This is a genomic window from Methylobacterium sp. J-026 (assembly GCF_022829585.1).
In the GTDB taxonomy this organism is placed as follows: domain Bacteria; phylum Pseudomonadota; class Alphaproteobacteria; order Rhizobiales; family Beijerinckiaceae; genus Methylobacterium.
Window position 1 is genome coordinate 1 of sequence record NZ_JAKSYC010000138.1, and the last position, 24,661, is coordinate 24,661.

The following is a 24,661-nucleotide window of genomic DNA, read 5'->3' on the forward strand; positions in this document are numbered from 1 at the left end:
CCGCCCAGCGTTCCCGCCGGCCAACCCCGCAGATCTGTCAGAAGATGCCTCAGCGCCCGGGCCACTCTCGCGGCCGGCGCCGATGAACCGGGGTATACGGACCCCCACCCGACACGTCAACACCCTTGTTCCGCGGGGGGCGTGATTTTTTCCAGCCGCGGTCGGATGAGCTCGGACGGCCTTCCAGCCCGCTCATCCCCCGATGCGGGAGACCGTGCGCTCAGTACCCCTTCTTCACCCGTGCGAGGGCGCGGGTCAGGCCCTGCGCGACACGGGCCCGCTCGTCGGGGTCGGCGTCCCGGGCCACGAGCGCCTGCTGGCGGCGCGAGACGAGGGTCAGACGCTGCAGGCCGAACTCGTCGTCCTCGACGGTCTCGAGCTTGGTCCAGAGCGGATTGAACCGCCACTCGCGGCGCTCGCCGCGATGGCTGACCCGGGCCAGCAGGATCTCGATCTGGGAGATCATCACCTCCTCGAAGGAGCGGCCGCGGCGGAAGCTCACCTTGAGCGCCGCGTAGATCGCCAGCATGTCGAGGCCGAAGAAGCCGGCCACCGGCCAGAACCCCATCCGCCAGGCCCAGACCGAGACCGTGAGGGAGACCGCGCAGCAGCCGGTCATCACCACCCGGAAACCGCGCCGGCTCAGGGATTGGTGCGGCCGGATCGTCGCGCTGAAGACAGGCCGATCGATCGTGTCCGGATCGAGCCCGTCGGGATGGACAAAAGGATTGCCGCTCGCCATGCGCTCCATATAACGCGCCGATGCCCCCGAGAAAGCCACCGCGCCCCGTGACGGATCGCGCCGACCACCGGTCGCCCGGTCGATCCAGTCGCGTCGCATCCGGCCGTCTCGGCGGTCCGATCGTCCCCGCGGTCACCGCCCACCTGGAAACCGCGCCCGCAGCCGTCGATGCCGCGACTTTGGCGGAGATCTTCCGCCGCTTCCACGAGGCGGAACCGGAGCCGAAGGGCGAGTTGCACCACGTCAACCCGTTCACGCTGCTCGTCGCCGTGGTGCTCTCGGCCCAGGCGACAGATCGGGGCGTCAATCGCGCCACCGGCCCGCTCTTCGCGGTCGCCGATACGCCCGAGACGATGCTCGCGCTCGGCGAGGATCGCGTCCGCGACTCCATCCGGACCATCGGTCTGTTCAACACCAAGGCGAAGAACGTCGTCGCGCTCTCGCGCATCCTCGTGGAGGAGCACGGCGGTGCGGTGCCGGCAACCCTGGAGGCGCTTCAGGTCCTGCCCGGCGTCGGCGCCAAGACCGCGAGCGTCGTGCTGAACATCGCCTTCGGCATCCCCCGCATCGCCGTCGACACCCACATCTTCCGGGTGTCGAATCGGATACCCCTGTTCGTCGGCACGACCACCGACAAGGTCCAGGCCGGACTGGAGGCGATCGTGCCGGAACCCTACCGCCTACACGCGCATCACTGGCTGATCCTGCACGGGCGCTACATCTGCAAGGCGCGCAAGCCCGAATGCCCGCGCTGCCACATCGCCGACCTCTGCCGATACCCGTCGAAGACGATGGCCTGAGCGCGCTCGTGCCGTCGGGCCTGGCCATTCGGCCGCCGTGCGGAAGGCCCTTCGGACAGATCCGTGCTCCGAACATCATCTTCTCGCTCGAGCGCGGTGCGAACGTGATCTGTTTCGCGCACCGGCATTTTGAGAGCAGATTTTACCAAACTACACATGTGCATTCTGTTAGTATAAAATCAAATTGACCACTTATAATTTGCGTAGATTGGCTTCTTAACAATCAATCTCGGCCCTATTGCGAAGAGTTTCGATAAAGGCTCCAGCTTTTGGCTTAAAGCGTGAGCATGCCGGCAAAATTTTGATCTTTTCAGGGGCAGCGCCATCGCTATGATCGCGATCGTCAGCCCCTCACCCTCTGCGTCCGGAGAGGCAATTTATTCTTGTGAGCCACGGAACGTCGATATGAGCGGATCCATTCCCTGCATGGACGACAGGATCATTGTCGATCGTCTATTCCGCGACCACAATTCCTGGCTGATCAAATGGATACGCTCCTTCGCCAAGAGCGATAGCCATGCCGAAGACATCGCCGCGGAGGTCTTCATACGGCTTCTGTCGATGGACCGGCTCGCAGCGCTCCGCGAGCCGCAGGCCATGATGATCACGATCGCCAAACGGCTGATGATCGAGATCTTTCGGCGAAATCAGCTGCGCAAGGATTACGAGGCCGAACTCGCGCGGGCCCCCGTCGGCACGGTCGCGTCCCCCGAACACCAGCTCATCGTGCTGGAAGCCCTGCGCGAGATCAGCAGGATCCTGGCGTCGATGTCGCCGCGGGCCCGGGCGGCCTTCCTGCTCAGCCATATCGACGGCATGACATACACCGATGTCGCCCGGGAGCTCGGCGTGTCGGTGACGATGGTCCGACGCTATATCGCGCAGGGCCTGATGCGCTTCTACCAACACCACCCGGACCGGGGCTGAGAGCCCGTGGCGAAGTCCAGATCCTCCGAGAGATTTCGCGCCGATGCGCCGGTCTCGGGTTCGTCCGAAGAGGTTCCTCCCGCGGTGATCGAGGCGATCACCTGGATGGTCAATCTGAATTCCGGCGCGGTGACGGCGTGCGAGCGCCGGGACTTCGCCGCCTGGTACGAGGCCGATGCCGCGCACAGGGAGGCCTGGGGCCGCCTGTCCGCGTCGCTCGCCCGGGCGGATCTCGTCCGCGACGCGCAACCCGTATCAGGGGACGGCCTCGGCCGGCGCCTCGTCCGAGGCGAGATGAGCCGCCGCCGCTTCGTCAAGACCGTGGCCCTCGGCGGCGCCGCAGTGGCCGGGGCCGGTTTGGCGGACAGGGTGCGCCCCCTCGGCGATCTCCTCGCCGACCAAACGACATGGACCGGCGAGCGGCGGGCGCTCGACCTCGCGGGCGGTGGGAGCCTGATCCTGGGGCCGCGCTCGGCCGTCAATCTGGGCGGCAACGCGGGGACCGACCGCATCGATCTCCTGACCGGCGACCTGTTCGTGACGCTCGATGCCGCACGGCGCCGGCCCCTGCACGTCACGATGGGCGACTGGCTGCTCGAACCGACGGCCGGGCGCCTGTCGCTGCATCGGAACGGCCCGTCCCTCGCGATGGTCGGCCTCGATGCGCCGGTGCGGGCGACCGTCGGGGGGCGGCGGCTCAGCGTCGAGGCGACCGAGACCCTCACGTTCGAGGACGGCGCGCTGCGTCAAGGACGTGCCGATGTCGAGGTCGAGGCCGCCTGGACCAGGGGCCTCCTGATCCTCCGCGACGGCCATCTCGCCGGCGTGGTTCGCGCGTTGCAGCCGTATTTCGTCGGCCTCATCCGGGTCTCGCCGGCGGCCGCGGCGGTGCGGGTGGCGGGCGTGTTCGACGTCAGCGACCCGCACGGCACGCTCGACGCCCTCACCGAAATCGCCCCGGTCACGATCCGCGCCGTGACGCCCTTCTGGCTGAGCGTCGACGTGATCGCCTGAGCCGACCGGAGGACCATGCATTCCCGCAAACTTTTTCGCCGCGGGGGGTGTCACTCCGGGCGTCAGCCCCGTCTTCCTCGAAGCGGTGCTGCGAAGCGGCCGTGCCGTCGCGGGGCGGTGTCTTCAAGGAGATGAAGCATGTCGGCTCGGGGATGGCCAGCCTTGCAACTCTTCGTCCCGCGTCTGGAAGCGCGGCGCCCCCTCCATGAGGCCGAGATCGGCCGTCGGGGCACGCATGGCCGCGCACGGCCGGGTCGCGAGGGGGGCTCCGATGGGCGAATGTGGTCCGTGGCCGCGATGCCCCCCACCGCCCAGGGTCGGATCCATCCGGATCGCAGGCGGGCGCTTCAGGCGGAGGAGAGGAGCCGCCGCCGGGCGCTGGCCGCCGGATGGGGCGCCGCCGCCCTCCTGGTGGTCGGGCTGCATGTCGGCGGGGCCTTTCTCCTGACGCGCGCCCGGATCCCGGACCCGGCCCGCGCCGACGAGATGGGGGCGATCGTGATCGACCTCGCCCCCGAGATCCGGCAGGCCGCCTCGCAGGTGGACGCCGCCGTCGCCAAGCCGGAGGAGCAGGCCGAGCCCACCATGCCGGAACCGGCACCACCGGAGGAGACGGTCGAGCCGGTGCCGAAGGTCGCGGACGCGCCGGTCGAGGCGGTCGCGCCGCTTCCGCAGCACAGGGAGAAGGCGAAGCCCGCCGAGCGCAAGCCGGTGACGCGCAAGCCGCCCGAGCGGACGCCGCATGTCGTGCGCAAGGTCGGCCTCCGCACCGCCAGCGCGCCGCGCTCGGAGCAGCACGCCGCGGCGACCGCCGCGGCTGCGGCCGGAGCGGCCAATTCCCTGTCCGCCGCCGACTGGAAGAGCCTCGTCTCGGCGGCCCTCAACCGGAACAAGCGCTTTCCCTCCGGCGTGGCGCTGAGCGGCAGCCCGACGCTCCGGGTCGGCATCGCCGCCTCAGGGCAAGTCACCGCCGCGGCGGTGATCGCGTCCTCCGGCTCGCCGGAACTCGACGCCGCCGCGGTCCAGACCGTCCACCGGGCCTCGCCGCTGCCGCCGCCGCCGGCGGGCCCGCAGACCCTGACGTTCCGGATGAACTTCCGCCCCCGCTGAGCGGCCCCTGCACCCGGAGCAGCGCGGGCGCGAGGCGAAGAAAATCGCGGCGCCCCGTTTCGGATTCCGGGGCTCGTCGCACAAGCATAGGGAACCGTCTTCTCCAGGGGGCTAGAAACGATGCCGGCATGGATCGCAGCAATCCATCCGTTCCTCCCGTCCGGCGCGGTGCGCCGGCTGCTGAGGCTTGTCGTGCTGGCCATGCCGCTCCTCGGCCCGGTCGCGGGATCCGCAGGCGCCCAGGATGTCGAGACAGTCGGTCAGACCGCGCCGGCCGTATCGGGCGGGGAGACCGGCGCGCCGGCCGTCGCGGCTCCGCCGTCCTCGTCGTCGGCAGACGCCCCGTCACCGCCCGTCTCCGCCGGGCCCGCGGTCGCGGCCGCGACCCCGAAGGACCACGACCTGACGCCGGCCGGCATGTTTCTCCACGCCGACCCGGTCGTGCAGGGCGTGATGATCCTGCTCGCGTGCGCCTCCATGGCCTCCTGGGTGGTGCTGCTGGTCAAGGGACTCGGCCTCCGGCTCGCCAGATGGCGCCTGAGCGCGGACCTCGCGGCGATCGGCGCGGCGCGCAGCCTCGCCGAGGCGGGGCTCAGGGTCCGCCGGGGGATCGCCGCCCACATTCTCCTGGAGGTGGAGGAGGAGCTCGCCGCCTCGCAGGGTCTGGCCGCCGAGGGGATCAAGGAGCGCGCCGCCATCGGCCTCCAGCGCATCGAAGCCGCCGCGGCCAGGCGCATGGCGGTCGGCACCGGCATCCTGGCCACGACCGGTTCGATCGGTCCCTTCGTCGGCCTGTTCGGGACCGTCTGGGGCATCATGCACAGCTTCGTCGGCATCGCGAAGTCCAACACGACGAACCTCGCCGTGGTCGCCCCCGGCATCGCCGAGGCGCTGCTCGCCACCGGCATCGGCCTCGTCGCGGCGATCCCGGCGGTGGTGATCTACAATGCCCTGACCCGCTCGATCGGAGGCTACCGGATGCTGGTCGGCGATGCCGCCGCCCTCGTCCTGCGTCACCTCTCCCGGGACCTCGACCGGCGCGACTCCGAGGCCGCCGGGCCGACGGTCGGCCTGCGCGCGGCGGCGGAGTAAGGCGATGGCCTTCCAGGTCGGATCGGGCGACGACGGCGATCTCAGCGAGAACGCCGACATCAACATCACGCCGTTCATCGACGTGATCCTGGTGCTGCTGATCATCTTCATGGTGGCGGCCCCGCTCTCGACCGTGACTGTCCCGGTCGAACTACCGACGTCGAACGCCAAGCCGCAGCCGCACCCGAGCAAGCCGATCTTCCTCAGCGTGCGGGCGGACCTGTCCCTGGCCCTGGGCGAGGAGCCGGTGGCCCGCCCGGCCCTCGCCGCCGCCCTCGACGCCGCTGCGAACGGCTCGAAGGAGGAACGCATCTTCCTCCGGTCCGACAAGGGCGTGCCCTATGGCGAACTTATGCAGGTGATGAACCTGCTGCGGGCGGCGGGCTACCTCAAGATCGGCCTCGTCGGCCTCGAAGACGCGACCGGCGCCCCCTGAGCCGAGCGGGACGCGATCGCGCGTGTCCGCCTGCGCGCCATGGACCGGCTCCCGCTCAAAAAATCCGTCCGGCCTGCCGAGAGGCCGAGGCGCCCGTCCGAAACCCGCCGGCCCAGGATGCCGCCCGTGATGCATCGTCCCACCGCATCCAACAGCCCGGCGCCCGACGGCGGCGAGCCGGTCGCCGTCGAGGCCGCATGCCTGCCGAACGGCCTGCAGATCGTCGTGATCCCGGACCGGCGCAGCCCCGTGGTCACCCATATGGTCTGGTATCGGACCGGGGCGGCTGAGGATCTGCCCGGACGATCGGGCACCGCGCACTTCCTGGAACACCTGATGTTCAAGGGTACGGCGCGCTATCCGGCCGGGGCGTTCAGCGCGTTCCTGGGAAGAGTCGGCGGCCAGGAGAACGCGTTCACGAGCTGGAACTACACCTGCTACCACCAGCAGGTTCCCCGTCCGCACCTGAGCGCCTGCATGGCGTTCGAAGCCGACCGGATGGGCCGGCTCACCATCGACGCGGCGGTGGCCGCGACCGAGCGCGCGGTCATCCTCGAAGAGCGCGCCCTGGTGGCCGACGGACGGCCGCAGGCGCTCCTCGAAGAGGCCATGGCGGCCGCGTTGATCCCGGAGCATCCGGCCGGGCGCCCGATCATCGGCTGGCGGCATGAGATCGCCGGCCTCACGGGCGCCGACGCGCAGGCCTATCACGGGCGCTTCTACGCGCCCGCCAACGCCACCCTGATCGTCGCCGGCGACACCACGGCCGAGGAAATCGTGCGGCTCGCGGACGACGCCTACGGCCCGGTTGCCGGCGGGGCGGCCTTCATCCGGCGCCCGGCGCCGAACCCGCTGCCCCCGGTCGGCCGGCGGATCACCCTGGCGGATGCGCGCGTCCGGCAGCCGCAACTGCAGCGCCTTCACGCGGTACCCTCGCCCCGCACGGCAGCCCCCGGCGAGGCGGAGGCCCTGGAGGTTCTGTGCCACCTGCTGGGCGGGGGCCGGACCTCCGCGCTGCACCGGCGGCTGGTGGTCGAGACGCGCTGCGCGACCTCAGTCGGCGTGTACTACCTGAGCGAGTACTTCGCCCAGGAATCGCGCTGCTACCTCGTCGCCGAGCCGGCCGTCGGGGTCACGCCGGAGGCCATCGACGACGCGGTGGAGGCGGCCCTTCAAGCCGTGCGCGACACCGGTTTCGCGCCGGCCGCGCTCGCGCGGGCCAAGACGCAGATCGTCGCCGACGCCCTCTATGCCCGCGACAGGCAGGTGCAGCTGGCGACCTGGTACGGGCGGTCCCTGGCCCTGGGCGCGAGCCTCGCCGACCTCGCGGGCTGGCAGGACCGCATCGAGGCGGTGACGCCGGAGGCGCTCGCCGCGGCGCTGACATTCCTCGACCGCCGGCACGGCGTCTCCGGCTACCTCGTCGGCGGCTGAGGGCGCCGGGGGCCCGGCGCGACCCGGTCGCCGGGAGATCGACCGTCCCCAGCCGTGCCGTTTCCACCCGGATCGAGACCGCGTCCATGCCATCGCAGCCCCCCTCGCCCGCCCCTCGACCTACGCGGAGCGGATCCGAATCCTGCGCAGTCCCGGCGGCATCGCGGCCTGGCTGATCGAGGACCACACCCGCCCGGTCCTGACCTGTGCCTTCGATTTCCGCGGCGGCGCGCGTCTCGATCCAGAGGGCGCCCCCGGGGCGACGCGCATGCTGGGGGGCCTGCTCACGGAGGGGGCCGGCGCCCTCGACGGAACCGCTTTTCACGAGGCCCTCGGCGACGGGGCGATCCGGCTGGGGACCAGCGTCGGGCTCGACGGCCTCCAGGGCAGCCTCACCTGCCTCGTCCGGACGGCGGAGAGCGCCTTCACGCTGCTGGGGCTCGCCGTCCGGGAGCCCGCCTTGGCGCCCGACGCGGTGGAACGGCTGCGCGCCGTGATCGCCGCGCAGATCCGGTCCGCCGGCGGCCGGCCCGAGGAGGTCGCCCGGCAGGCCTTCATGGCGCGGGGTTTCCGCGGCCATGCCTATGCGCGGCCGGTCCAGGGCGACCTCGCCTCCATCGCGCGGATCGGCGAGGCCGACCTCCGGGCCGTTCAGGCGCGGCTGCTGACCCGGGACAACCTTCACGTGGCGGTGGTCGGGGCGATCACCGCAGACGCGCTCGGGCCGCTCCTCGATCGCGCCTTCGCGGCGCTCCCCGGCGGGGCCGCCCCGCCGGTCGCCCGAACCGAACTCGGCGGCCTGGGCGAACTGGTCCGGACCGACCACGCCGCGCCGCAGACCGCGATCGTCTTCGGCCGGCCCGCCCTCCCCCGGGACGATCCGGATTTCGCCGCCGCGATCGTGGCGAACCATTGCTTCGGCGGCGGCGGCCTGACCTCCCGCCTGTTCCGGGCGCTGCGGGAGAGAGATGGGCTCTGCTACGCGGTCGGAACGAGCGTGGCCCCGTTCCGGGGGGCGAGCACGCTCATCGGCTCGACGCGGACCGGTAACGACCGCGTGCCCGAGATGATCGACCGGCTCCGCGGCGAGATGCGATGCCTCGCCGAGACGGGCCTGGACGCCGCCGAATTGGAGGCGGCGAAGAGCTACCTGATCGGTTCGCACGACATGGGGCTCGCCAGCTCCTCCGCCCTCGCCGGCGCCCTGCTGACGCTTCAGGTCGAGGGCCGGCAGCCAGACTGGCTGGATGCATGGCCGGCGATGATCGCGGCGGTCGGCGCGGCGGAGGTGGACCGGGCCATCGGCCGCGTCTTCGGAGACGGCGCGCTGCTGTTCTCCGTCGCGGGCCCTGCGATCGACCCCTGACGCGCCGGAACCGGTTGCGCTTTCGCGATCTCGCTCGTCATCCCAGGACAACAGAAAGGGCTGGAACAGCCCGAGTCGTGGGGGCGTGGCATGAGCTTGCGGCGTATCGGAAAAGTATGTCTGCTATCGAGTCTGCCAATATTATTGGCGGTGCCGGCACATGTCACACTCGGCAACTTGGCACGCGCCGAAGACGGCGCGGTCGACTTCGCGATAAGCTCCGGCACACTCGGCGACGTGCTCACGCAGATCGGAACGGTTTCGGGGTCGCCGATCTCGTTTCCGCCGCAGGCGGTCCAGGGCCTGAAGGCCGGGCCGATCCGGGGACGGATGAGCAAGACGGATGCGGTCGCGCGGGCCATCGCGGGCACGCCCCTGCGGATGAGCGTGGGCGCCAACGGCATGGTGATGGTCACGGCCCGGCCGGCCCCCGCGGCGTCCGGGGGCGCCGCCACCGACATCGCCGACATCGACGTCACCGGCAACGGCATCAACGCCAACGGCAGCAGCGACCCCCTGGCGACCGAGGGATCGGGAAGCTACGGCGCCGCCGCCGCCAACGTCGCCAGCAAGACACCCCTGTCGCTCAAGGACACGCCGCAGAGCGTCTCGGTCATCACGCAGCAGCAGCTTCAGGATCAGAAGATCACGACCCTCGATCAGGCCGTCGATGCCGCGCCGGGCCTGATAAGGCAAACAGGCGGCGGCGCCGGCCAGAGCAACCTCAGCAGCGCCTATTATTCCCGCGGCAACCAGATCACCAGCCTGTCGGTGGATGGCGGCACCCCGATCCTGATCGGTGACCTCGGCGAATCGTTCAGATCCAGCTACATCCCGGTCATCGACCTGTCGCAATACGACAGCGTGCAGATCCTGCGCGGCTCCGGCGGCCAGTACAGCGGCACCGGCTCGCCCGGCGGCACCCTCAGCCTGCAGCGCAAGCGGCCCCTCGACCGGCTGACGGGCTCAATCGACCAATCGTTCGACTCGTTCGGAAGCAAGAGAACCGTCGGCGATATCAATACCGGCCCGATGCTCGACGGACTGGTCAGCATCCGGGGATCGTTCGTCCACGACGACACCGAGAATTTTTACCGGATCTCGAACAAGACCGTCAATCAGGGCTATCTCAACGCCGAGATCCGTCCGGCGGAGGGGACGCAGATCAATCTCGGCGGGACCCACAACGAGACGAACGCCGTGCCGTGGTTCAACGGTCTGCCGACCTACAAGGGCGGCGCCTTCATCCCGTTCTCCAGGTCGATCTGCCTCTGCGCACCGTGGGCCAAGACCGATATCGTCACCGACGAGTATTTTGCCCAGGTCCGGCAGGATATCGTGGAGGGGTGGCAATTCAATCTGAACAGCTCCGTCAATTTGCAGAGCTCGAAAAACGACAATTCGAATTTCAACGCCAGAGAAAATAACGGCATCCTCGCGAACAACACCGGATCGCGCTGGTTCGCAACATACAATCAGAGCAAATCCGATCAGTATCTGCTCGACAGCTTCATTACCGGAAAAGACGATCTTTTTGGGGTGCCGATCGAGACAACGTTCGGCACCAGCATCCAATACATCAACCAGGCCTTGCCGAATCAGCCGCTCAGTTATTCCTATCCCAACGCGACACGCATCAACGTCCTCGGGTATTCGGGATATGAACTGCCGCGGATGCCCCTGTCCAAATATTTCAAGGTGGATCAATACGACAAGGCCTATGACCTCACCCAGATCGGCGGTTACGCAAGCATCCGTCTGTCGCCCGTTCCGTGGGCGCATCTCCTGATAGCCGAACGGATCAGCGGCTTCCAGCAGAATATCCAAGAGTTCAATAACGGAACGACCATTACCTCCAACAGCGGCAACATTCACATCCCGATCCCGGATGTCGGGCTGACGCTGGATATCGATCCGCAGACATCGATATACGGAAGTTACACGACGATCTATCAGATCACCCAGAACCTGTCCGCGCCGAGCAAGCTGATGCCGCCGATGGAGGGCCATACCTGGGAGGCCGGCATCAAGCGCAGCGATTTCGATAATCAACTCCAATCGTCGCTGGCATTCTATCAATCGGAATTGATCAATGTGCCCCTCTTGGATCCGAGCCAACCCTACAATCAGGATCCGACATCGCTGCTGAGCTGCTGCTTCCTGCCGGCCGGCCGGGCGATCTCGCAAGGGTTCGATGTGGCCGTGTCGGGCAAGGTCACGCCGGATTGGGATGTAAACGCGAACTACACGTTCAACGACAACAAATCATTTTCCGGCGACGGGTCAAACCAGAAGACAACCTACCTGTTCCCAAAACATATTGCCAAGCTGTTCACGACCTTCCGGCCCTGGACCGGGTGGGAAGAACTGGATCAGCAATTGCGGCGGGTACGGATCGGGTTCGGTACCGATTTCCGCAGCACAACGGCCCATTCGGGCGTGTATTACGATGTTGTCGGACGCCGTCCGCAAGCGTTCTTCTATCAGATCAGGCAGCCGAGCTACGCGACATTCAACGCGCTCATCAAGTATGACGTCACCGAAACGGCCTTCGCCCAGATCAACGTGTACAATCTCTTGGACCGTCGGTACTATCAGTCGATCGGTACCTTCGGCGGCGGCAATTGGCTCGGCCAGGGGCGGACGGTGGTGGGTTCGGTCCATCTCACGTTCTGACCTGTGCCGGGATCCTCGGGCCCGCTGTGCAGGCCCGCGATCTCCAGGGCTGCGCTCAGAACCCGCACACGGTCCGAGACCTTCTGAAACCGGGATTTTGCCGATACGTGATCGAATACCGGACACGATGCGATGCAGGACCAATCCGTGACCGGCCTCGCCTCGGCCGAGGCGAGCCGCGTCGCGACGGATCCCGGCAATTTCAAGCTGGACACCCGCTTCGCGCGGCGACTCTGGGCAGTTCTCAAACCCTACTGGCTGCGTCGGGGGGCGTGGCCATCCTGGCTGCTCGCGCTCGCGGGGATCGTTCTGTCGGCCACCTACGGCATCGCGGGCGGCTACGTGACCACCACCACCGCGAGCCTCACGAACCAGCTCGTCGCCAGGAACGCATCGGCGTACTGGCCGCTGCTCTTCGCGCTGCTCGGGCTCAATTTCCTGCGCCAGATCATCAGCACGCTGCAGATCCTGTCCAGCCAATACCTCAATGTGCACTGGCGCGGATGGCTGACGACCCGGTTGATCGATCAATACCTGTCGGCGCGGACCTATTACGAGATCAGCCTCACGCAGTCGATCGACAATCCCGATCAGCGCATCCAGGAGCAGGTCGAGCCGTTCTGCGAGGCCGTCAGCCGCTTTCCGCGGGAACTGACCCATGCGAGCATCGATGTCGGCGTCCAGGTCGCGATCCTGGCGAGCATCTCCCGGTCGATGCTGATCGCGACGCTGGCCTATGTCGGCTTGCAGATCGTCCTGAACTACGTCGTCTATCGGCCGCTGATCCGGAAGCAATGGGACGTGACGGTCGCGGAGGCGGACCTGCGCTACGGCCTGCTGCACGTGCGCGATCACGCGGAAACCATCGCGTTCTATCAGGGCGAGGCCGCGGAGCGGACGCACCTGCTCGATCGACTGAGGATCGTCCTCGCCAGGCGGCTGCGCATCGTCCGCTACGCCCTGGTGATCGCCGGGGCGGGCGAACTCACCGCCATCATCTGGCATGCCCTGCCGGCGATCTGCCTGGCGCCGGTGTTCTTCGCGGAGGCGATGGATTACGGGACCATGACGGCCGGGATCGCGGCGGCGAGCATGATCGTCGGCGGCCTCAGCGTGGTCTCGCGCTTCATCCCGAGCATCGTCGAGGCCGCCCCGACGGTGGTGCGCATCGCGGAGATCCAAGAGACGTTCAACGCGCTGGCCGCCAACGCCCGGCCGGACGACGCCCCGCGCATCACCCTGCGCTATGGGAGCACCGACCGGATCGCGCTCCGCGACGTGTCGGTCCAGACGCCGGCGGGCGAGCGCCATCTCGTCGAGCGGCTCACCCTCAGCCTCGGCGCCGGGGAGCGCCTGCTGATCGTGGGCCGGACGGGCATCGGCAAGAGTTCGCTCCTGCGCGCGATGGCCGGGCTCTGGACCCGGGGACAGGGCACCATCGAGATGCCCGATCCCGCCACGATGATGTTCCTGCCGCAGCGGCCCTACATGCCGCTCGGTGACCTGCGGCTCCAGCTCACCTATCCCCGTCAGCGGAGCCTGTCCTTGAGCGACGGGGAGCTTCAGGCGATCCTCGAACGCGTGCACCTGCCGGACCTCGCGGAACAGGCGGGCGGCTTCGCGGCGCGGCGCGACTGGGGCCGGATCCTGTCCCTCGGCGAGCAGCAGCGGATCGCCTTCGCCCGTATCCTCGCGAGCCGGCCGCGCTGCGTCTTCCTCGACGAGGCGACCAGCGCCCTCGATCCGGAGACCGAACAGCTCCTGTACCACCAGTTGCGCCGCACCGGTGCGACCGTGGTCAGCGTCGCCCACCGGCCCAGCCTCACGGCCTATCACGACACGGTGCTGCGCCTGTCGCCGACGGACTGGACCCTCGAGCGCCTCGACGCGGCGGTGGATGAGCCCGCTCAGCTCCATCCCGCCTGAATTGGATCCCGGGGCGGGCCTGACGCCGAACCCCGCCCCCCCCTGCGCCGCACGCTCCGCCCGATGCCGGCCGGGGGAGACTCGGCCGGCCATCCGCGCCCGCGCCCCGCGTCGACGCGGATCCGGCACCCCTGCCCCGCGGGCTAACGCGTTGTGCTGGAAGCCCGGTTCGGCTAGTTTAGAAGCCGGTCGCCGGGGCTCTCGGGCAGAGGTCGTCCGGCGGCCCGACCTCGCGTCCGGTCGCCGCGCCGCGGATTCCGCCCCATCGTCGCGCATCAGGAGCCTCGGCCCATGGACTTCCTCAAACCACGGTACACGCCTATGAACCGCCGCCGTCGCATCTACGAGGGCAAGGCGAAGGTCCTCTACGAGGGACCCGAGCCCGGCACGCTCATCCAGCACTTCAAGGATGACGCGACGGCCTTCAACGCGAAGAAGCACGAGGTCATTGACGGCAAGGGCGTGCTGAACAACCGGATCTCGGAATTCGTCTTTCAGCACCTCAACGACATCGGCGTGCCGACGCATTTCATTCGCCGGCTCAACATGCGCGAGCAGCTGATCCGCGAGGTCGAGATCATCCCGCTCGAGGTTGTGGTGCGCAACGTGGCGGCGGGCTCGCTGGCAACCCGGCTGGGCCTGGAGGAAGGCACCCAGCTGCCGCGCTCGATCATCGAGTTCTATTACAAAAACGACGCTCTCAACGACCCGATGGTGTCGGAGGAGCACATCACGGCCTTCGGCTGGGCGACGCCGCAGGAGATCGACGACATCATGGCGCTGGCGATCCGCGTCAACGACTTCCTGTCGGGCCTCTTCCTCGGCGTCGGCATCCGGCTCGTCGACTTCAAGATCGAGACCGGCCGCCTGTGGGAGGGCGACATGATGCGCATCGTCGTCGCCGACGAGATTTCCCCGGATTCCTGCCGGCTCTGGGACATCAAGTCGTCCGACAAGCTCGACAAGGACCGGTTCCGCAAGGATCTGGGCGGCCTGATCGAGGCCTATACCGAAGTCGCCAAGCGGCTCGGGATCATGTCGGAGAACGAGAAGGTCCAGGGCAGCGGGCCGCGGCTCGTCCAGTAGCGGCGTCAGGCGCGCGGACGGCGCAGGCCGGCAGATCCGCCCCCCGGGAAGCCCGTGCGCAGGCGCGCATGGGTCGAGAGGTCCGGATCGAAGCCCGGGTGATAATGGGGGTCCTGCGCCAGCAGCGGCCCCCATCGCTTTTCGAGAGCCGCGATCTCGCGCTCGTGCCGGGCGCGGGCCTCCGGCGTCCAGCGGCGGCTCGCCGCCTCCCGGTGATGCAGCACCGCCGCCGGCACGAGGAGGGTGCGGTAGCCGGCCGCGCGGAGGCGCAGGCACAGATCCACGTCGTTGAAATCGACGGCGAAATGTTCGTCGTCGAAGCCCCCGACCGACCGGAACTTCGCCGCCTCGACGACCAGGCAGGCGGCGGTGACCGCCGAGACCGCGTGCGTCGCGCGCAGCGCCGCGAGATAGCCCGGCGCATCACCGGGGAAGTGGCGGTGCCCGTGCGTCACCAGCCCGCCGGTGCCGAGCACGATGCCGCCGTGCTGGATGCGGCCCTCGCCGTCGAGGAGCTTGGCGCCGACGGCCCCGACCTCCGGCCTCAGGGCCTCGCGGGCCATGAGCGTCAGCCAGTCGGGTCGGAACGCCTCGACATCGTTGTTGACGAAGACCAGCAGCGCCCCCCTGGCCCGGGCGGCGGCGGCGTTGTTCATCGCGGCGAAGTTGAACGGACCGGGACAGGGCACGACGTGCCCCCTCCCCTGCCGTTCCAGATCGACGAGGTAGGCCAGGGTCTCCGGCTCGCGGCTGTCGTTATCGCAGACCAGGATCTCGAGGGACGGCCAGTCGGTGGCGGTCCGCAAGCTGTCCAGGCAGGGGCGGAGCAGGTCGAGGCGGTCCCGGGTCGGCACGATGAGGCTGGCGAGCGGCGGCGGCTCGGGGAGCGGGTGCTCCACGCGCAGCAGACCGTCCGCCGCGGCGGCGATGCCGGTTCCGGCGCGGCCGGTTCGTGCGAGATGGGCCTCCACCACCCGATGTTGGATGCCCCCCCTCCCCTCCCCCGCAAGCGGGGCGGTGCCGGACGTGCCCCCACGGCGGACCGACAGAATCTCCGGCAGGTGGCCGACCGATCGGGCGCCGTGCCGCTCTGCGATGCGGAACGCGGCATCGGCCGGGCTGAGCGGGGCTTGGCCGGGATCGAGGGCGCCGCGCCGATAGGCCAGGACCGGCCCGAGATAGTCGAAGGCCGCGAGCCGGTCGGCGTCGAAGACCGGCGGCAGCAGCGGCAGAACCGGGCCGCCGGGGTGATCCTGCGCGAGCGCGTCGCCGTAGACGGCCTGGAGATCGGGATCGGATGCGAAGGCCGCGGCGATCCGTGCCGGGGCACCGGCGACGAGTTCGCCGTCGCCGATCAGACGGATGTCGTCGCCTGGTCCGTCGGGAGCCGGCGGGAACCGCGCGAGGATCCGGTCCGGCAGGGCGAGCCGGTGGTCGATGCCGACGAGTGCCGCGAGTCTCTGGCGGGCGCGCAGCCGCTTCCCGGTCAGGCGCGCCCAGGCGATCGCCCCCGCCTCCCGGGGATGGCTCAGGACCCGGCGCATCGCATCGGCCAACCCGCGCCGGAATCGGCGCGGCGTCATTCCAGATCCTCGCCGAAGGTCGTGAGCGACAGGGCCGGATGATAGAACGGATCGTGGCGGATCGCCTCGCGCCAGCGCTCGGAGAACCGCGCGGCCTCCCGCTCGAACCGGATGCGCTGCGCGCCGACCGAAGGCCCCCGGCTGACCGATTCCAGATGCGCGAGGGTCGCGGCCGGGGTCCAGACCGTCTTCCAGCCGGCGGCGCCGAGCCGCAGGCAGAAATCGACATCGTTGAAGTCGACTGGGAAGGCCTCGGCGTCGAAGCCGCCCACCGCCCGATATTTCTCGCGTGACACCGCCAGGCAGGCCGCCGTCACCGCCGCGACCTCGTGGGCGACGCGCAGGCGACCGAGATGGCCGGGGGTGTCCCCGGGCCGGCGGCGCAGGATGTGGCCCGCCCGTCCGCCGAGGCCGACGACGACGCCGGCATGCTGCAGGGTGCCGTCGCCGTAGACGAGCTTGGCGCCCACGGCGCCCACCTCGGGCCGGCAGGCGTGGCGAACCATCGCGTCCAGCCAGCCGGGTTCCAGCACCGCCACGTCGTTGTTAAGCAGCACGATCACGGTGCCCGTCGCCAGGGCGACGCCGGCATTGACCATGGCGGCGAAGTTGAACGGATGCGGGTCGATGCGGATGCGCACCCGCGGATCCCGGCGCAGGACCTCGTAATGGGCCAGGACCGCGGGGTCGGTCGAACCGTTGTCGACGATGATCAGTTCGAGGGGCGCGTAGGCCGTCTCGTGCAGGACGCCCCGGCAGACGCGGGCGATCAGCTCGAGCCGGTCGCGCGACGGGATCACGACGCTGACCGTCGGCGCCGGCTGCGGCAGCGGCCAGTCCAGCCGGACGGCGCTCTCGTGAAGCGCGGTCGCGGCCGGTGCGCCCGCTCCCTCCAGGCGCGCGCCGAGCGCCCGCGCCCGGGCGGCGGCGTCGAGGGGCGCCGCCACGGTGCGGGCGAGGATCCGCGGGATGTGGGCCACCTGCGCCCGCGCCGCGACGGCCGCGACCTCCAGGGCGAGGTCCATCTGCGCCATCGGCCCCACCGGGGCCGGCAGGGCGGTGGCGAGAAACGGCCGCGCCGCCAGCAGGGGCCGGCCCGGATAGCCCGTCGCCAGGGCGAGATCCGGGCTCCAATCCGGGTTCAGGCGCGGTTTCCCGTCGGGACCGATGGCGTCGCCGTAGGCGAGGTCCGCCCCCGGCATCGCCTGCGCGAGGAGCGCCAGGGCATCGGGCTCCGGGATGTCGCCCGCCCGCAGGAGGCACAGGGCCTCGGCATCCCCGATGAGATCGTCCGGGCCGGCGCGCTCGTCCCAGCGACGGTGGGAGGCGCGGGCGTCCGGCGCCCCGGGCGGCTCGCCCGCCCAGGCGACATCGATCTCCGGCGCGCGGTGCGTCTGCGCCGCGAGCGCGTCGAGCGTGGCGGCCAGGGCCGTGGCCTCCCCGGGCCGCGCGAGGACGAGGCAGCGGATCCGCAGGCTCGAAGGCGGCAGGGGGCTCGGCCGGGTCCGGGCCGCGGCCCAGGACGGGAAGCGCGCCAGCGGCGTCACCGCGCAGGCGCCGCGCAGGGTGTCGCGATAGGGACGCTGCGCGCCGCGGGCCCGTTCATAGAGCGCCCCGACGCAGCGCCAGGGCCGCCGCAGGAGGCATTGCGCCAGCACCTCGATCTCCCGCCGGGCTCCGACCCGCTCCAGAACGAAGTCGGGACCGGCGCAGAGGCGGATCTCCCGCGCGTCGGGCGGGATCAGGCCGAGCCAATGCGCCACGCCCTGGGATGCCCCCGGCAGGACGAAATCCTGGGGCGTTTGGTCGGACTCGCGCAGGACGCGGAGGATCGGGCGACGCGGCGCCCCCGTGGCGGCGCCCCCGTAGCTCAGCACGACCCAGCCGGTCGGATGGTCCGGGAGGACGAGGCGGCGGTCGAAGACGGGGTCGTCCGCCGGTTCCAGGCGGAAGCGGGTCGCGCGGCCCGACCAGAGCCGGTGGCGATCGATCGTCGACGGGCGCGGATCGACGCGGCGCGCCGCGGCGTCACTGGGCAGCGTCGTCGCCTCCGCCCGCGGGGGGCGACGCGGCGACCGCCGGCTTCCGGCGGCGCGGCTTGGTGGCGGTCTTGGTACCCTTGCCGCCAGCGCCGACGGCCACCGCGATGTCGTAATCCGCCGTCAACGCGGTGGGGACCAGGAGCGCGTCGGCCACGATGGTGGCGAAACCCTGCGCCTCGCCGGGCCCGACGACCACGCTGGCGCGCTCGACACGGCTCGTGACCACCTTGCCGTCATGGCGGATCTGGAGCGTGACCGGGACATCGAACCGCCCCGGCGCGCCGGCAGGCCCGAGCAGGACGTTCACCTCGACGCCGGCCTTGACCGAGATCGAGCCGTCCTGGAGCCGCGTGCATTCCCGGGCGAGACGGCCGAGGGAGAATTGCGTGCGCACCTCGGAGCCGGCCAGGGTGCGGGTTGCAGCCGCGCCTTCGGCGACCTCCACGGGCGGGCAGTAGGGCGGCTCGAGGCCCTCGGCCTGCGACGGCGGGACGGTCGTGCCGCCGAACTTGAGCAGGTTGGAGAAGATGTTGCCCTCCTCGGCCCGGGCCGGGAAAGCCGCAAGCGCCGCCGCGACCACCAGAACGGCGGCGGTCGCGCACAGGGGCGCAAACCGGCGGCAGATCCCCGCTCCGTCCCGACCTCCAACCATCGCACGGCTCCCGAGCGGCATCGTCATTTCAGGCTGTCGAACCCGGCCGCGAAGCCCTTCATCGAGAGCGGGATGCCGACGCCTTCCTCGGGCGTCTGGAACACGATGAAGGTCGCCTGCGTGCCGCTCTTGAACTGCCGGACCAGGCCGTCATCCATCACCACCTCGGCCACGCAACCGGTGGTGAGGCAGCGGACGAAGCCGGCCCGGCCGATATCGGTCTGGTCGATCTTCAGGCCGAGGCCGGAGGGCAGGAGCACCCCCAAGGGCGCCACGACCCGCAGCAGGTAGCCGCGGTTGTCGGCCGTCTTCAAGACGATGACCACGAGGGTCAGGTTCGGCCGGTCCTCGGCGGCGAGATACTGGACCAGGGCGCATTGCTCGGCCTTGGCGCCGGCCGGCGTCTCGCAGCGCAGCTGCCAATCGTCGAAGGTCTTGCGCACCATGCCCTGAGCCATGGCGGGCCCCGCGGGGGCGAGCGCCGCCGCGACCAGGGCGAGAAAAACCGGCGGCGCGGCGCGCCGGACAGCGCGCCGGAAACGAACGAGCCTCGCGTGAAGCGGCACCACCGATCCCTTCGGAACGCTCCGGCCCGGACGGGCGGGAGCCGTACAATCGGGCGTGTTCGGACCATGGTCGGACCCGCGCTGTCAAGCGATGCGGGCCCTGTGTTGCGCGACGGTGCTACCCGGCGCGCGGCTTACGGCCTAGATAAGTCGTCATCAGTCCTCAAGCGCCGGATCGTGACGTCGTGATGCGCCTGCTCGCCCTCTCGGCCGCCTGCTTGATGGCCGCCGTCACCCAGGCCGGGGCCCAGTCCCTGCCGGTCGATGAGACCACCTATGTCGAGCGCTCGCTCAACCACACCGATACGCTGGTGATCGAGCATCCGCCCGTGGCGGAGAACCCGTATGGCCGCCGCAACGGCCAGGCGGCGATCGCCGGCTATTGCCGGGAGGGCGGCCTGATCCGGCGGCGCGACGCGTTCGGCAACCCGGTGATCCTCCGCCAGCGCGAGATCTGCGACGGCGTCGCCCCGCGCACCCTCAATCCCGGCGAAGTCGAGCCGCGGCCGGCATGGCCGGCCGACGCCGTCATCGGCCAGCGCGTGCTGCGCGCCAAGGGCTGACCGGCCGCCGCCGCGCTCAGCCGTAGCGGTGCAGGCCGGTGCCGTTGCGCTTCAGCCACGCCTCCGCGGCCTCCACGTTCGGGCACAGCTCCCCCAGCAGCGTCCAGAACCGGGGCGAGTGGTTCATCTCGCGCAGATGCGCCATCTCGTGGGCGACGAGGTAGTCCAGCACCATCGGAGGTGCCAGGATCAGGCGCCACGAGAAATTCAGCTCGCCCCGCGCGGTGCAGGATCCCCAGCGGCTGCGGGTATCGCGCAGGGTGATGCGGCCCGGCCGCTGGCCGAGCCGCGGCGCGTAGCGCTCGACCGCCGCGGCGAGATCCCGCCGGGCCTCCCGGGCCAGGAAATCCCGGATCCGGCGGGCAACGTGGGCGGGCTCGCAGGCGAGCGAGATCACCGGCCCGCCGGCATCGTGTTCGACGCGCACCGCGCCGCCGCGCCTGTCGCGGAGGGTCACGCGGTGCGGCGCGCCACGCAACGGCAGGTGCGCGCCCGGCTCGAAGACCACGCGTTCGGGCAGACGGGCCAGCCGCGCGGCGATCCAGCCGGCGTGGCTGGCGGCGAAACGCTGCGCGGTGTCCACGGCCGTCCGGCTTGGGAGCGTGATCACCACCTCGCCGGTGGCGGCTGAGACCCGGAGGGTGATGCGGCGCGCGGTCGGGCGGCGCCGGAGCGCGATGCGCAGGCGTGCGCCCTCGTGCTGGACCTCGAGGTGTTCCGGATCGGGGCGACGCAGCAGCGCGAGGGGCATGCCGGACTTTTAGCGGGGCCCGGACCGGGGCTCCAGACGGCGGCCTCGGGAATCGAGTCGGGTAGGTGGAAACGGCAGGGTCGGCGCGGGACACAATCCCGAGTGCCGCGTGTCAGCCGGCGAGCGCCCGGGTCCAGACCTCGGTCTCGGGAAGGACCAGGAGGGCGGCGGCCGCGAGGGCGATCCCGTAGGGAATTCCGGTCTTGGCGTCGTGCAGGTGCAGGGCGAACGGCATGCGGGCGATGCGCAGGGGCAGCGGGTGCGTCCGCGCGAACAGGATCGCCAGGGTCAGGGCGCCGCCGAGGATCGACGCGACGAGGAGATAGTCGGCAAGACCGTCGAAACCGAGCCACAGGGCCGTTGCGGCCGCCAGCTTGGCGTCGCCGCCGCCGATCACGCCGCAGGCGAACAGCGTGAAGGTGACCGCGAGGATCGCGGCCCCCGCGCCGAGGTGGGAGCCGACCTCGGCCCAGCTCAGCGGGCCGGCGAGCGCGAGCAGCGCGAAACCCGCCACCAGGGCGAGCGAGATCCGGTTCGGGATCAGCATGGTCAGCAGGTCGCTCGCGGCCGCGTAGGCCATCAGGAACGGGAACAGCACGAGCAGGCCGAAGCCTGCGGGGCCGAGGCCCGCCATCTCAGAGCCTGCCGCGCCTGCACCGACCATGACGGGGCCAACCTGCGTTGTCAGTTGCCGGAAAGGAGATTTGCGCGGGGCCGGGACCATCCGCCCGTCGGAGGCCGTCTGCGCTCCGCGCCACGTCGGCGCCGGCCGGCCGAGAACGCCCCCGTCCGCTCACGCGCGACGGGGGTGTCCCGGACCTGCCGCAGATCGTGATCGTCGGGGTTCGATCAGTTCAGGTTGCCGGAGATCTGGGTGAACTTGTTGGTCAGGTTGTTACCGACGGTCTTCAGCGCGGCGATGATGGCGACGGCGATCAGGGCCGCGATCATGCCGTACTCGATGGCGGTGGCTCCGGACTCGTCGGAGGTGAAACGCGTGAACAAGCTCTTCATGGGGGGCGATCCTTCGATCAACACGGGGCGACGGAAACTCAAGCGATGACCGACGAAGAATTATGAGGTCTCGATCGGCGGCTTGCACAGACTGCCAATTACGCCTTGAAAATCGGTTAAATCGGATTTTGGATGCATCGTCGGCCGTAACCATTGGAAGCTTGGTGAAGGTTCAGTTTCGGCGATGCCCCGCAAATCGGCCGACGCGCTGCGGTTCCACCACGCAAGTTTGCTTAGCGCTTCCTTCACCGGTGCGGCGTATCCCCGACACCAAGGGCGGAGTCCCGTCCTCCGCCCGCCTCCATTCGAGCACGTCCGATGCGCCGCACCCTGTCGAATGCGGGCCGAGCCGGCCTCCTACTCCTGATGATGGGCGTCGCGGCGGCCGGACAGTCCGAGCCGCTGCCGGTGGTGACCGTGCTGGTGGACAACGCCAAGGTCATCCGCCTGCCCGAGAAGACCGCGACCGTCATCGTGGGCAATCCGATCATCGCGGAGGTCACCCCGCAGAAGAACGGCGTGCTCGTGCTCACGGGCAAGAGCTTCGGCTCGACCAACCTGATCGCCCTGGACAACGCGGGCGCGATGATCGCCGAGACCATGATCCGGGTCGAGGCGTCACGGGATTCGACCATCACGGTCCAGCGCGGCCTGGATCGGGAATCGCTGTCCTGCACGCCGAACTGCCAGCCGGCGGTCCAGCTCGGCGATTCGGCGAGCTATTTCGGGGCCGCCAGCGGCCAGGCGGACGCTCGGCGCAAGCTCGCCACGGGCGGCGGCGGGGCGGTGCCGGCGGCGGCCGATCACTAGCGCATCGTCCCGAACGGTGGTCGCCGGCCCCCGGCCCTCGACGATACCTTTCAAGAAGCGACTGCCGAGATCCGCGAACGACAATGGGCGGTTCTTGAGGCAAGATCCCCCGACGCGTCGCCGGTTCCGCACGGAGCCGGCGGGCAAGCCGCTGGGGTGAGATCCGGGCCGATGACCGCCATCACGCACAACCCGCCGCCGCCTTCCGTCGATCCCGGCCTGCTCGCCGCGTTCCGGGATGTCGCGACGGCGACGATCAGCGACTGCCTCGACCGGATGCCGGTCCTGGCGGGCCTGCGCGCGTTCCATCGCGGCGGCCGGCTGATCGGCACCGCCTTCACGGTCCGGGTCCGGGCGGGCGACAACCTCGCCATCCATCAGGCGCTGGAGGCGGCCCGCCGCGGCGACGTGATCGTGGTCGATGGTGGCGGCGATACGAGCCGCGCCCTCGTCGGCGACGTCATGAAGGCGATCGCCGAGAGCCGGGGCGTCGCGGGCTTCGTGATCGACGGCGCCGTACGCGACACCGACGCCTTCGCGGCGTCCGATTTCCCCTGCTACGCCCGTGCCGCGACCCCGCGCGGTCCGTTCAAGACGGGCCCCGGCGCCACCAACCTGCCGGTCTGCATCGGCGGCTGGACGGTAAATCCGGGCGATGTGGTGGTGGGCGACGCGGACGGCGTCGTGACCTTCCCGCCGGGAATCGCGCCGACGCTGCGCGAGGCCGTGCGCGCCCAGGCCGACCGGGAGGCGGAGGTTCTCGCGCTGATCCGGGAAGGCCGCTACGACGGGCGCTACGCCCGGCCCGCTTAGGACCAAGGCGCCGCCGGCGATACGGTGGCGGAGGCCAGCGAAAGGACAGCCCACCATGCGCATCGTCGACATCCGCGAGGTGACCAAGCCGATCGCCTCGCCGATCCGCAACGCCTATATCGATTTCTCGAAGATGACCACGAGCCTCGTGGCGGTGGTCACCGACGTCGTCCGGGACGGGCGCCGGGTCGTCGGCTACGGCTTCAATTCCAACGGCCGATACGGCCAGGGCGGCCTGATCCGCGAGCGGTTCCGCGACCGGATCCTGGAGGCCGATCCCGCGAGCCTGCTCACCGAGGGCGGCGACACCCTGGATCCGCACCGGATCTGGGCCGCCATGATGCGCAACGAGAAGCCCGGCGGCCACGGCGAGCGCTCGGTGGCGGTGGGCACCCTCGACATGGCGATCTGGGATGCGGCGGCCAAGATCGCCGGCAAGCCACTGTTCCGGATGCTGGCCGAACGGACCGGGAAGCATGCGAACCCGCGGGTCTTCGTCTACGCGGCGGGCGGCTATTACTACCCCGGCAAGGACGATTCCGCCCTGCAGGCCGAGATGCGCGGCTATCTCGACCGCGGCTACACGGTGGTGAAGATGAAGATCGGCGGCGCCCCGATCGACGAGGACCGGCGCCGGATCGAAGCGGTGCTCGCCGAGATCGGCGGACGGGGCCGCCTCGCGGTGGACGCCAACGGCCGCTTCGACCTCGAGACCGCCATCGCCTACGCGCGGATGCTGCGGGATTACCCGCTGTTCTGGTACGAGGAGGCGGGCGATCCGCTCGACTACGCGCTCCAGGCGGCGCTGGCGCCCTATTACCCCGGGCCGATGGCCACCGGCGAGAACCTGTTCTCGCATCAGGACGCGCGCAACCTCCTGCGCTACGGCGCCATGCGGCCGGACCGCGACTGGCTGCAATTCGACTGCGCACTGTCGTATGGGCTGGTGGAGTATTTGCGCACCCTCGACGTGCTCGCCGAATTCGGCTGGTCGGCGTCCCGCTGCATCCCGCACGGGGGACATCAGATGTCGCTCAACATCGCGGCCGGCCTCGGGCTCGGCGGCAACGAGAGCTACCCCGACCTGTTCCAGCCCTACGGCGGCTTTCCGGACGGCGTGCGGGTCGAGGACGGCCACATCACCATGCTGGACCTGCCGGGCATCGGCTTCGAGGGCAAGGCGGATCTGATCACCGTGATGCGGGATCTCGCGGCGTAGCGCCCCTGCGGATCCGGCACGGCCTTGCGGCGGGCGCCG

General features: G+C 70.1%; 23 protein-coding genes. 15 read left to right on the top strand and 8 right to left on the bottom strand.

The genetic code is table 11. The annotated features are described in order from the left end of the window. Positions 1–220: 220 nt before the first annotated feature. Positions 221–742: a DUF2244 domain-containing protein gene (locus MKK69_RS13090; protein ID WP_243968341.1), complete on the bottom strand. Its 522-nt coding sequence runs from the start codon at positions 740–742 to the stop codon at positions 221–223. A 20-nt stretch (positions 743–762) separates the two neighbouring features. On the opposite strand from MKK69_RS13090, the gene nth reads away from it, so the two are divergent. From nth to purC, 11 genes are all read left to right on the top strand, one after another. Beyond that, entirely contained in the window at positions 763–1,542 is a 780-nt protein-coding gene (nth, locus tag MKK69_RS13095; protein WP_243968343.1) for an endonuclease III, read from the top strand. A gap of 330 nt (positions 1,543–1,872) precedes the next feature. Next, complete coding sequence (locus tag MKK69_RS13100) at positions 1,873–2,469, top strand: sigma-70 family RNA polymerase sigma factor (protein WP_243968344.1); 597 nt, start codon at positions 1,873–1,875, stop codon at positions 2,467–2,469. Between the two features lie 6 nt (positions 2,470–2,475). Beyond that, on the top strand, positions 2,476–3,483 hold the full coding sequence (locus MKK69_RS13105; protein ID WP_243968345.1) for a DUF4880 domain-containing protein: 1,008 nt from the start codon (positions 2,476–2,478) through the stop codon (positions 3,481–3,483). Between the two features lie 297 nt (positions 3,484–3,780). Continuing rightward, entirely contained in the window at positions 3,781–4,593 is an 813-nt protein-coding gene (locus tag MKK69_RS13110) for an energy transducer TonB (RefSeq protein ID WP_243968423.1), read from the top strand. 120 nt (positions 4,594–4,713) lie between these two features. Then, positions 4,714–5,685, top strand: coding sequence for a tonB-system energizer ExbB (exbB, locus tag MKK69_RS13115; protein WP_243968346.1), 972 nt, complete (start codon positions 4,714–4,716; stop codon positions 5,683–5,685). 4 nt (positions 5,686–5,689) lie between these two features. After that, on the top strand, positions 5,690–6,121 hold the full coding sequence (gene exbD, locus MKK69_RS13120) for a TonB system transport protein ExbD (RefSeq protein ID WP_243968347.1): 432 nt from the start codon (positions 5,690–5,692) through the stop codon (positions 6,119–6,121). A gap of 129 nt (positions 6,122–6,250) precedes the next feature. After that, a complete protein-coding gene (locus tag MKK69_RS13125; RefSeq protein WP_243968348.1) occupies positions 6,251–7,555 on the top strand; it encodes a M16 family metallopeptidase in 1,305 nt (434 codons plus the stop codon). A gap of 268 nt (positions 7,556–7,823) precedes the next feature. Continuing rightward, a complete protein-coding gene (locus MKK69_RS13130; RefSeq protein ID WP_243968349.1) occupies positions 7,824–8,921 on the top strand; it encodes a M16 family metallopeptidase in 1,098 nt (365 codons plus the stop codon). A 150-nt stretch (positions 8,922–9,071) separates the two neighbouring features. Beyond that, complete coding sequence (locus MKK69_RS13135) at positions 9,072–11,597, top strand: TonB-dependent siderophore receptor (RefSeq protein ID WP_243968350.1); 2,526 nt, start codon at positions 9,072–9,074, stop codon at positions 11,595–11,597. Between the two features lie 132 nt (positions 11,598–11,729). After that, on the top strand, positions 11,730–13,523 hold the full coding sequence (locus MKK69_RS13140; protein ID WP_243968351.1) for an ABC transporter ATP-binding protein/permease: 1,794 nt from the start codon (positions 11,730–11,732) through the stop codon (positions 13,521–13,523). A gap of 291 nt (positions 13,524–13,814) precedes the next feature. Next, complete coding sequence (gene purC, locus MKK69_RS13145; RefSeq protein ID WP_091789573.1) at positions 13,815–14,609, top strand: phosphoribosylaminoimidazolesuccinocarboxamide synthase; 795 nt, start codon at positions 13,815–13,817, stop codon at positions 14,607–14,609. A 5-nt stretch (positions 14,610–14,614) separates the two neighbouring features. On the opposite strand, the gene MKK69_RS13150 is transcribed toward purC, so the two are convergent. The 4 genes from MKK69_RS13150 to MKK69_RS13165 all read right to left on the bottom strand — a co-directional run bounded on the left by MKK69_RS13150 (position 14,615) and on the right by MKK69_RS13165 (position 19,455). Then, positions 14,615–16,192: a glycosyltransferase gene (locus tag MKK69_RS13150; RefSeq protein WP_243968353.1), complete on the bottom strand. Its 1,578-nt coding sequence runs from the start codon at positions 16,190–16,192 to the stop codon at positions 14,615–14,617. Then, positions 16,189–18,069, bottom strand: a complete 1,881-nt coding sequence (locus MKK69_RS13155; protein WP_243968355.1) for a glycosyltransferase family 2 protein — start codon at positions 18,067–18,069, stop codon at positions 16,189–16,191. The genes MKK69_RS13150 and MKK69_RS13155 overlap by 4 nt, the downstream gene beginning before the upstream one ends. Positions 18,070–18,220: 151 nt before the next feature. Further along, entirely contained in the window at positions 18,221–18,886 is a 666-nt protein-coding gene (locus tag MKK69_RS13160) for a hypothetical protein (protein WP_243968357.1), read from the bottom strand. 23 nt (positions 18,887–18,909) lie between these two features. Then, the gene (locus MKK69_RS13165) at positions 18,910–19,455 is read right to left on the bottom strand and encodes an invasion associated locus B family protein (protein WP_409564807.1); all 546 of its coding nucleotides are present in this window, start codon (positions 19,453–19,455) and stop codon (positions 18,910–18,912) included. A gap of 185 nt (positions 19,456–19,640) precedes the next feature. Here MKK69_RS13165 and MKK69_RS13170 point away from each other — a divergent pair, with 185 nt between their 5' ends. After that, positions 19,641–20,015, top strand: a complete 375-nt coding sequence (locus MKK69_RS13170; protein ID WP_243968427.1) for a hypothetical protein — start codon at positions 19,641–19,643, stop codon at positions 20,013–20,015. A gap of 16 nt (positions 20,016–20,031) precedes the next feature. On the opposite strand, the gene MKK69_RS13175 is transcribed toward MKK69_RS13170, so the two are convergent. From MKK69_RS13175 to MKK69_RS13185, 3 genes are all read right to left on the bottom strand, one after another. Then, entirely contained in the window at positions 20,032–20,766 is a 735-nt protein-coding gene (locus tag MKK69_RS13175) for a M48 family metallopeptidase (RefSeq protein ID WP_243968358.1), read from the bottom strand. 112 nt (positions 20,767–20,878) lie between these two features. Beyond that, entirely contained in the window at positions 20,879–21,430 is a 552-nt protein-coding gene (locus MKK69_RS13180; protein ID WP_409564808.1) for a prepilin peptidase, read from the bottom strand. Between the two features lie 185 nt (positions 21,431–21,615). After that, positions 21,616–21,780 carry a Flp family type IVb pilin gene (locus MKK69_RS13185; protein WP_243968360.1) on the bottom strand — a complete coding sequence of 55 codons (165 nt, stop codon included), beginning with the start codon at positions 21,778–21,780 and terminating at the stop codon, positions 21,616–21,618. Positions 21,781–22,098: 318 nt separating this feature from the next. Here MKK69_RS13185 and MKK69_RS13190 point away from each other — a divergent pair, with 318 nt between their 5' ends. From MKK69_RS13190 to MKK69_RS13200, 3 genes are all read left to right on the top strand, one after another. Further along, entirely contained in the window at positions 22,099–22,590 is a 492-nt protein-coding gene (locus MKK69_RS13190; protein WP_243968361.1) for a pilus assembly protein N-terminal domain-containing protein, read from the top strand. Between the two features lie 171 nt (positions 22,591–22,761). After that, positions 22,762–23,403, top strand: a complete 642-nt coding sequence (locus MKK69_RS13195) for an RraA family protein (protein ID WP_243968362.1) — start codon at positions 22,762–22,764, stop codon at positions 23,401–23,403. Between the two features lie 55 nt (positions 23,404–23,458). Beyond that, positions 23,459–24,622: a mandelate racemase/muconate lactonizing enzyme family protein gene (locus MKK69_RS13200; protein ID WP_243968363.1), complete on the top strand. Its 1,164-nt coding sequence runs from the start codon at positions 23,459–23,461 to the stop codon at positions 24,620–24,622. Positions 24,623–24,661: the final 39 nt, after the last annotated feature.

Coding starts and splice junctions, on each gene's coding strand:
- MKK69_RS13090 (WP_243968341.1), bottom strand. CDS start 742: ATGGCGAGCGGCAATCCTTTTGTCCATCCCGACGGGCTCGATCCGGAC.
- nth (WP_243968343.1), top strand. CDS start 763: ATGCCCCCGAGAAAGCCACCGCGCCCCGTGACGGATCGCGCCGACCAC.
- MKK69_RS13100 (WP_243968344.1), top strand. CDS start 1,873: ATGATCGCGATCGTCAGCCCCTCACCCTCTGCGTCCGGAGAGGCAATT.
- MKK69_RS13110 (WP_243968423.1), top strand. CDS start 3,781: ATGCCCCCCACCGCCCAGGGTCGGATCCATCCGGATCGCAGGCGGGCG.
- exbB (WP_243968346.1), top strand. CDS start 4,714: ATGCCGGCATGGATCGCAGCAATCCATCCGTTCCTCCCGTCCGGCGCG.
- exbD (WP_243968347.1), top strand. CDS start 5,690: ATGGCCTTCCAGGTCGGATCGGGCGACGACGGCGATCTCAGCGAGAAC.
- MKK69_RS13125 (WP_243968348.1), top strand. CDS start 6,251: ATGCATCGTCCCACCGCATCCAACAGCCCGGCGCCCGACGGCGGCGAG.
- MKK69_RS13130 (WP_243968349.1), top strand. CDS start 7,824: ATGCTGGGGGGCCTGCTCACGGAGGGGGCCGGCGCCCTCGACGGAACC.
- MKK69_RS13140 (WP_243968351.1), top strand. CDS start 11,730: ATGCAGGACCAATCCGTGACCGGCCTCGCCTCGGCCGAGGCGAGCCGC.
- purC (WP_091789573.1), top strand. CDS start 13,815: ATGGACTTCCTCAAACCACGGTACACGCCTATGAACCGCCGCCGTCGC.
- MKK69_RS13150 (WP_243968353.1), bottom strand. CDS start 16,192: ATGACGCCGCGCCGATTCCGGCGCGGGTTGGCCGATGCGATGCGCCGG.
- MKK69_RS13160 (WP_243968357.1), bottom strand. CDS start 18,886: ATGGTTGGAGGTCGGGACGGAGCGGGGATCTGCCGCCGGTTTGCGCCC.
- MKK69_RS13170 (WP_243968427.1), top strand. CDS start 19,641: ATGCGCCTGCTCGCCCTCTCGGCCGCCTGCTTGATGGCCGCCGTCACC.
- MKK69_RS13175 (WP_243968358.1), bottom strand. CDS start 20,766: ATGCCCCTCGCGCTGCTGCGTCGCCCCGATCCGGAACACCTCGAGGTC.
- MKK69_RS13180 (WP_409564808.1), bottom strand. CDS start 21,430: ATGGTCGGTGCAGGCGCGGCAGGCTCTGAGATGGCGGGCCTCGGCCCC.
- MKK69_RS13185 (WP_243968360.1), bottom strand. CDS start 21,780: ATGAAGAGCTTGTTCACGCGTTTCACCTCCGACGAGTCCGGAGCCACC.
- MKK69_RS13190 (WP_243968361.1), top strand. CDS start 22,099: ATGCGCCGCACCCTGTCGAATGCGGGCCGAGCCGGCCTCCTACTCCTG.
- MKK69_RS13195 (WP_243968362.1), top strand. CDS start 22,762: ATGACCGCCATCACGCACAACCCGCCGCCGCCTTCCGTCGATCCCGGC.
- MKK69_RS13200 (WP_243968363.1), top strand. CDS start 23,459: ATGCGCATCGTCGACATCCGCGAGGTGACCAAGCCGATCGCCTCGCCG.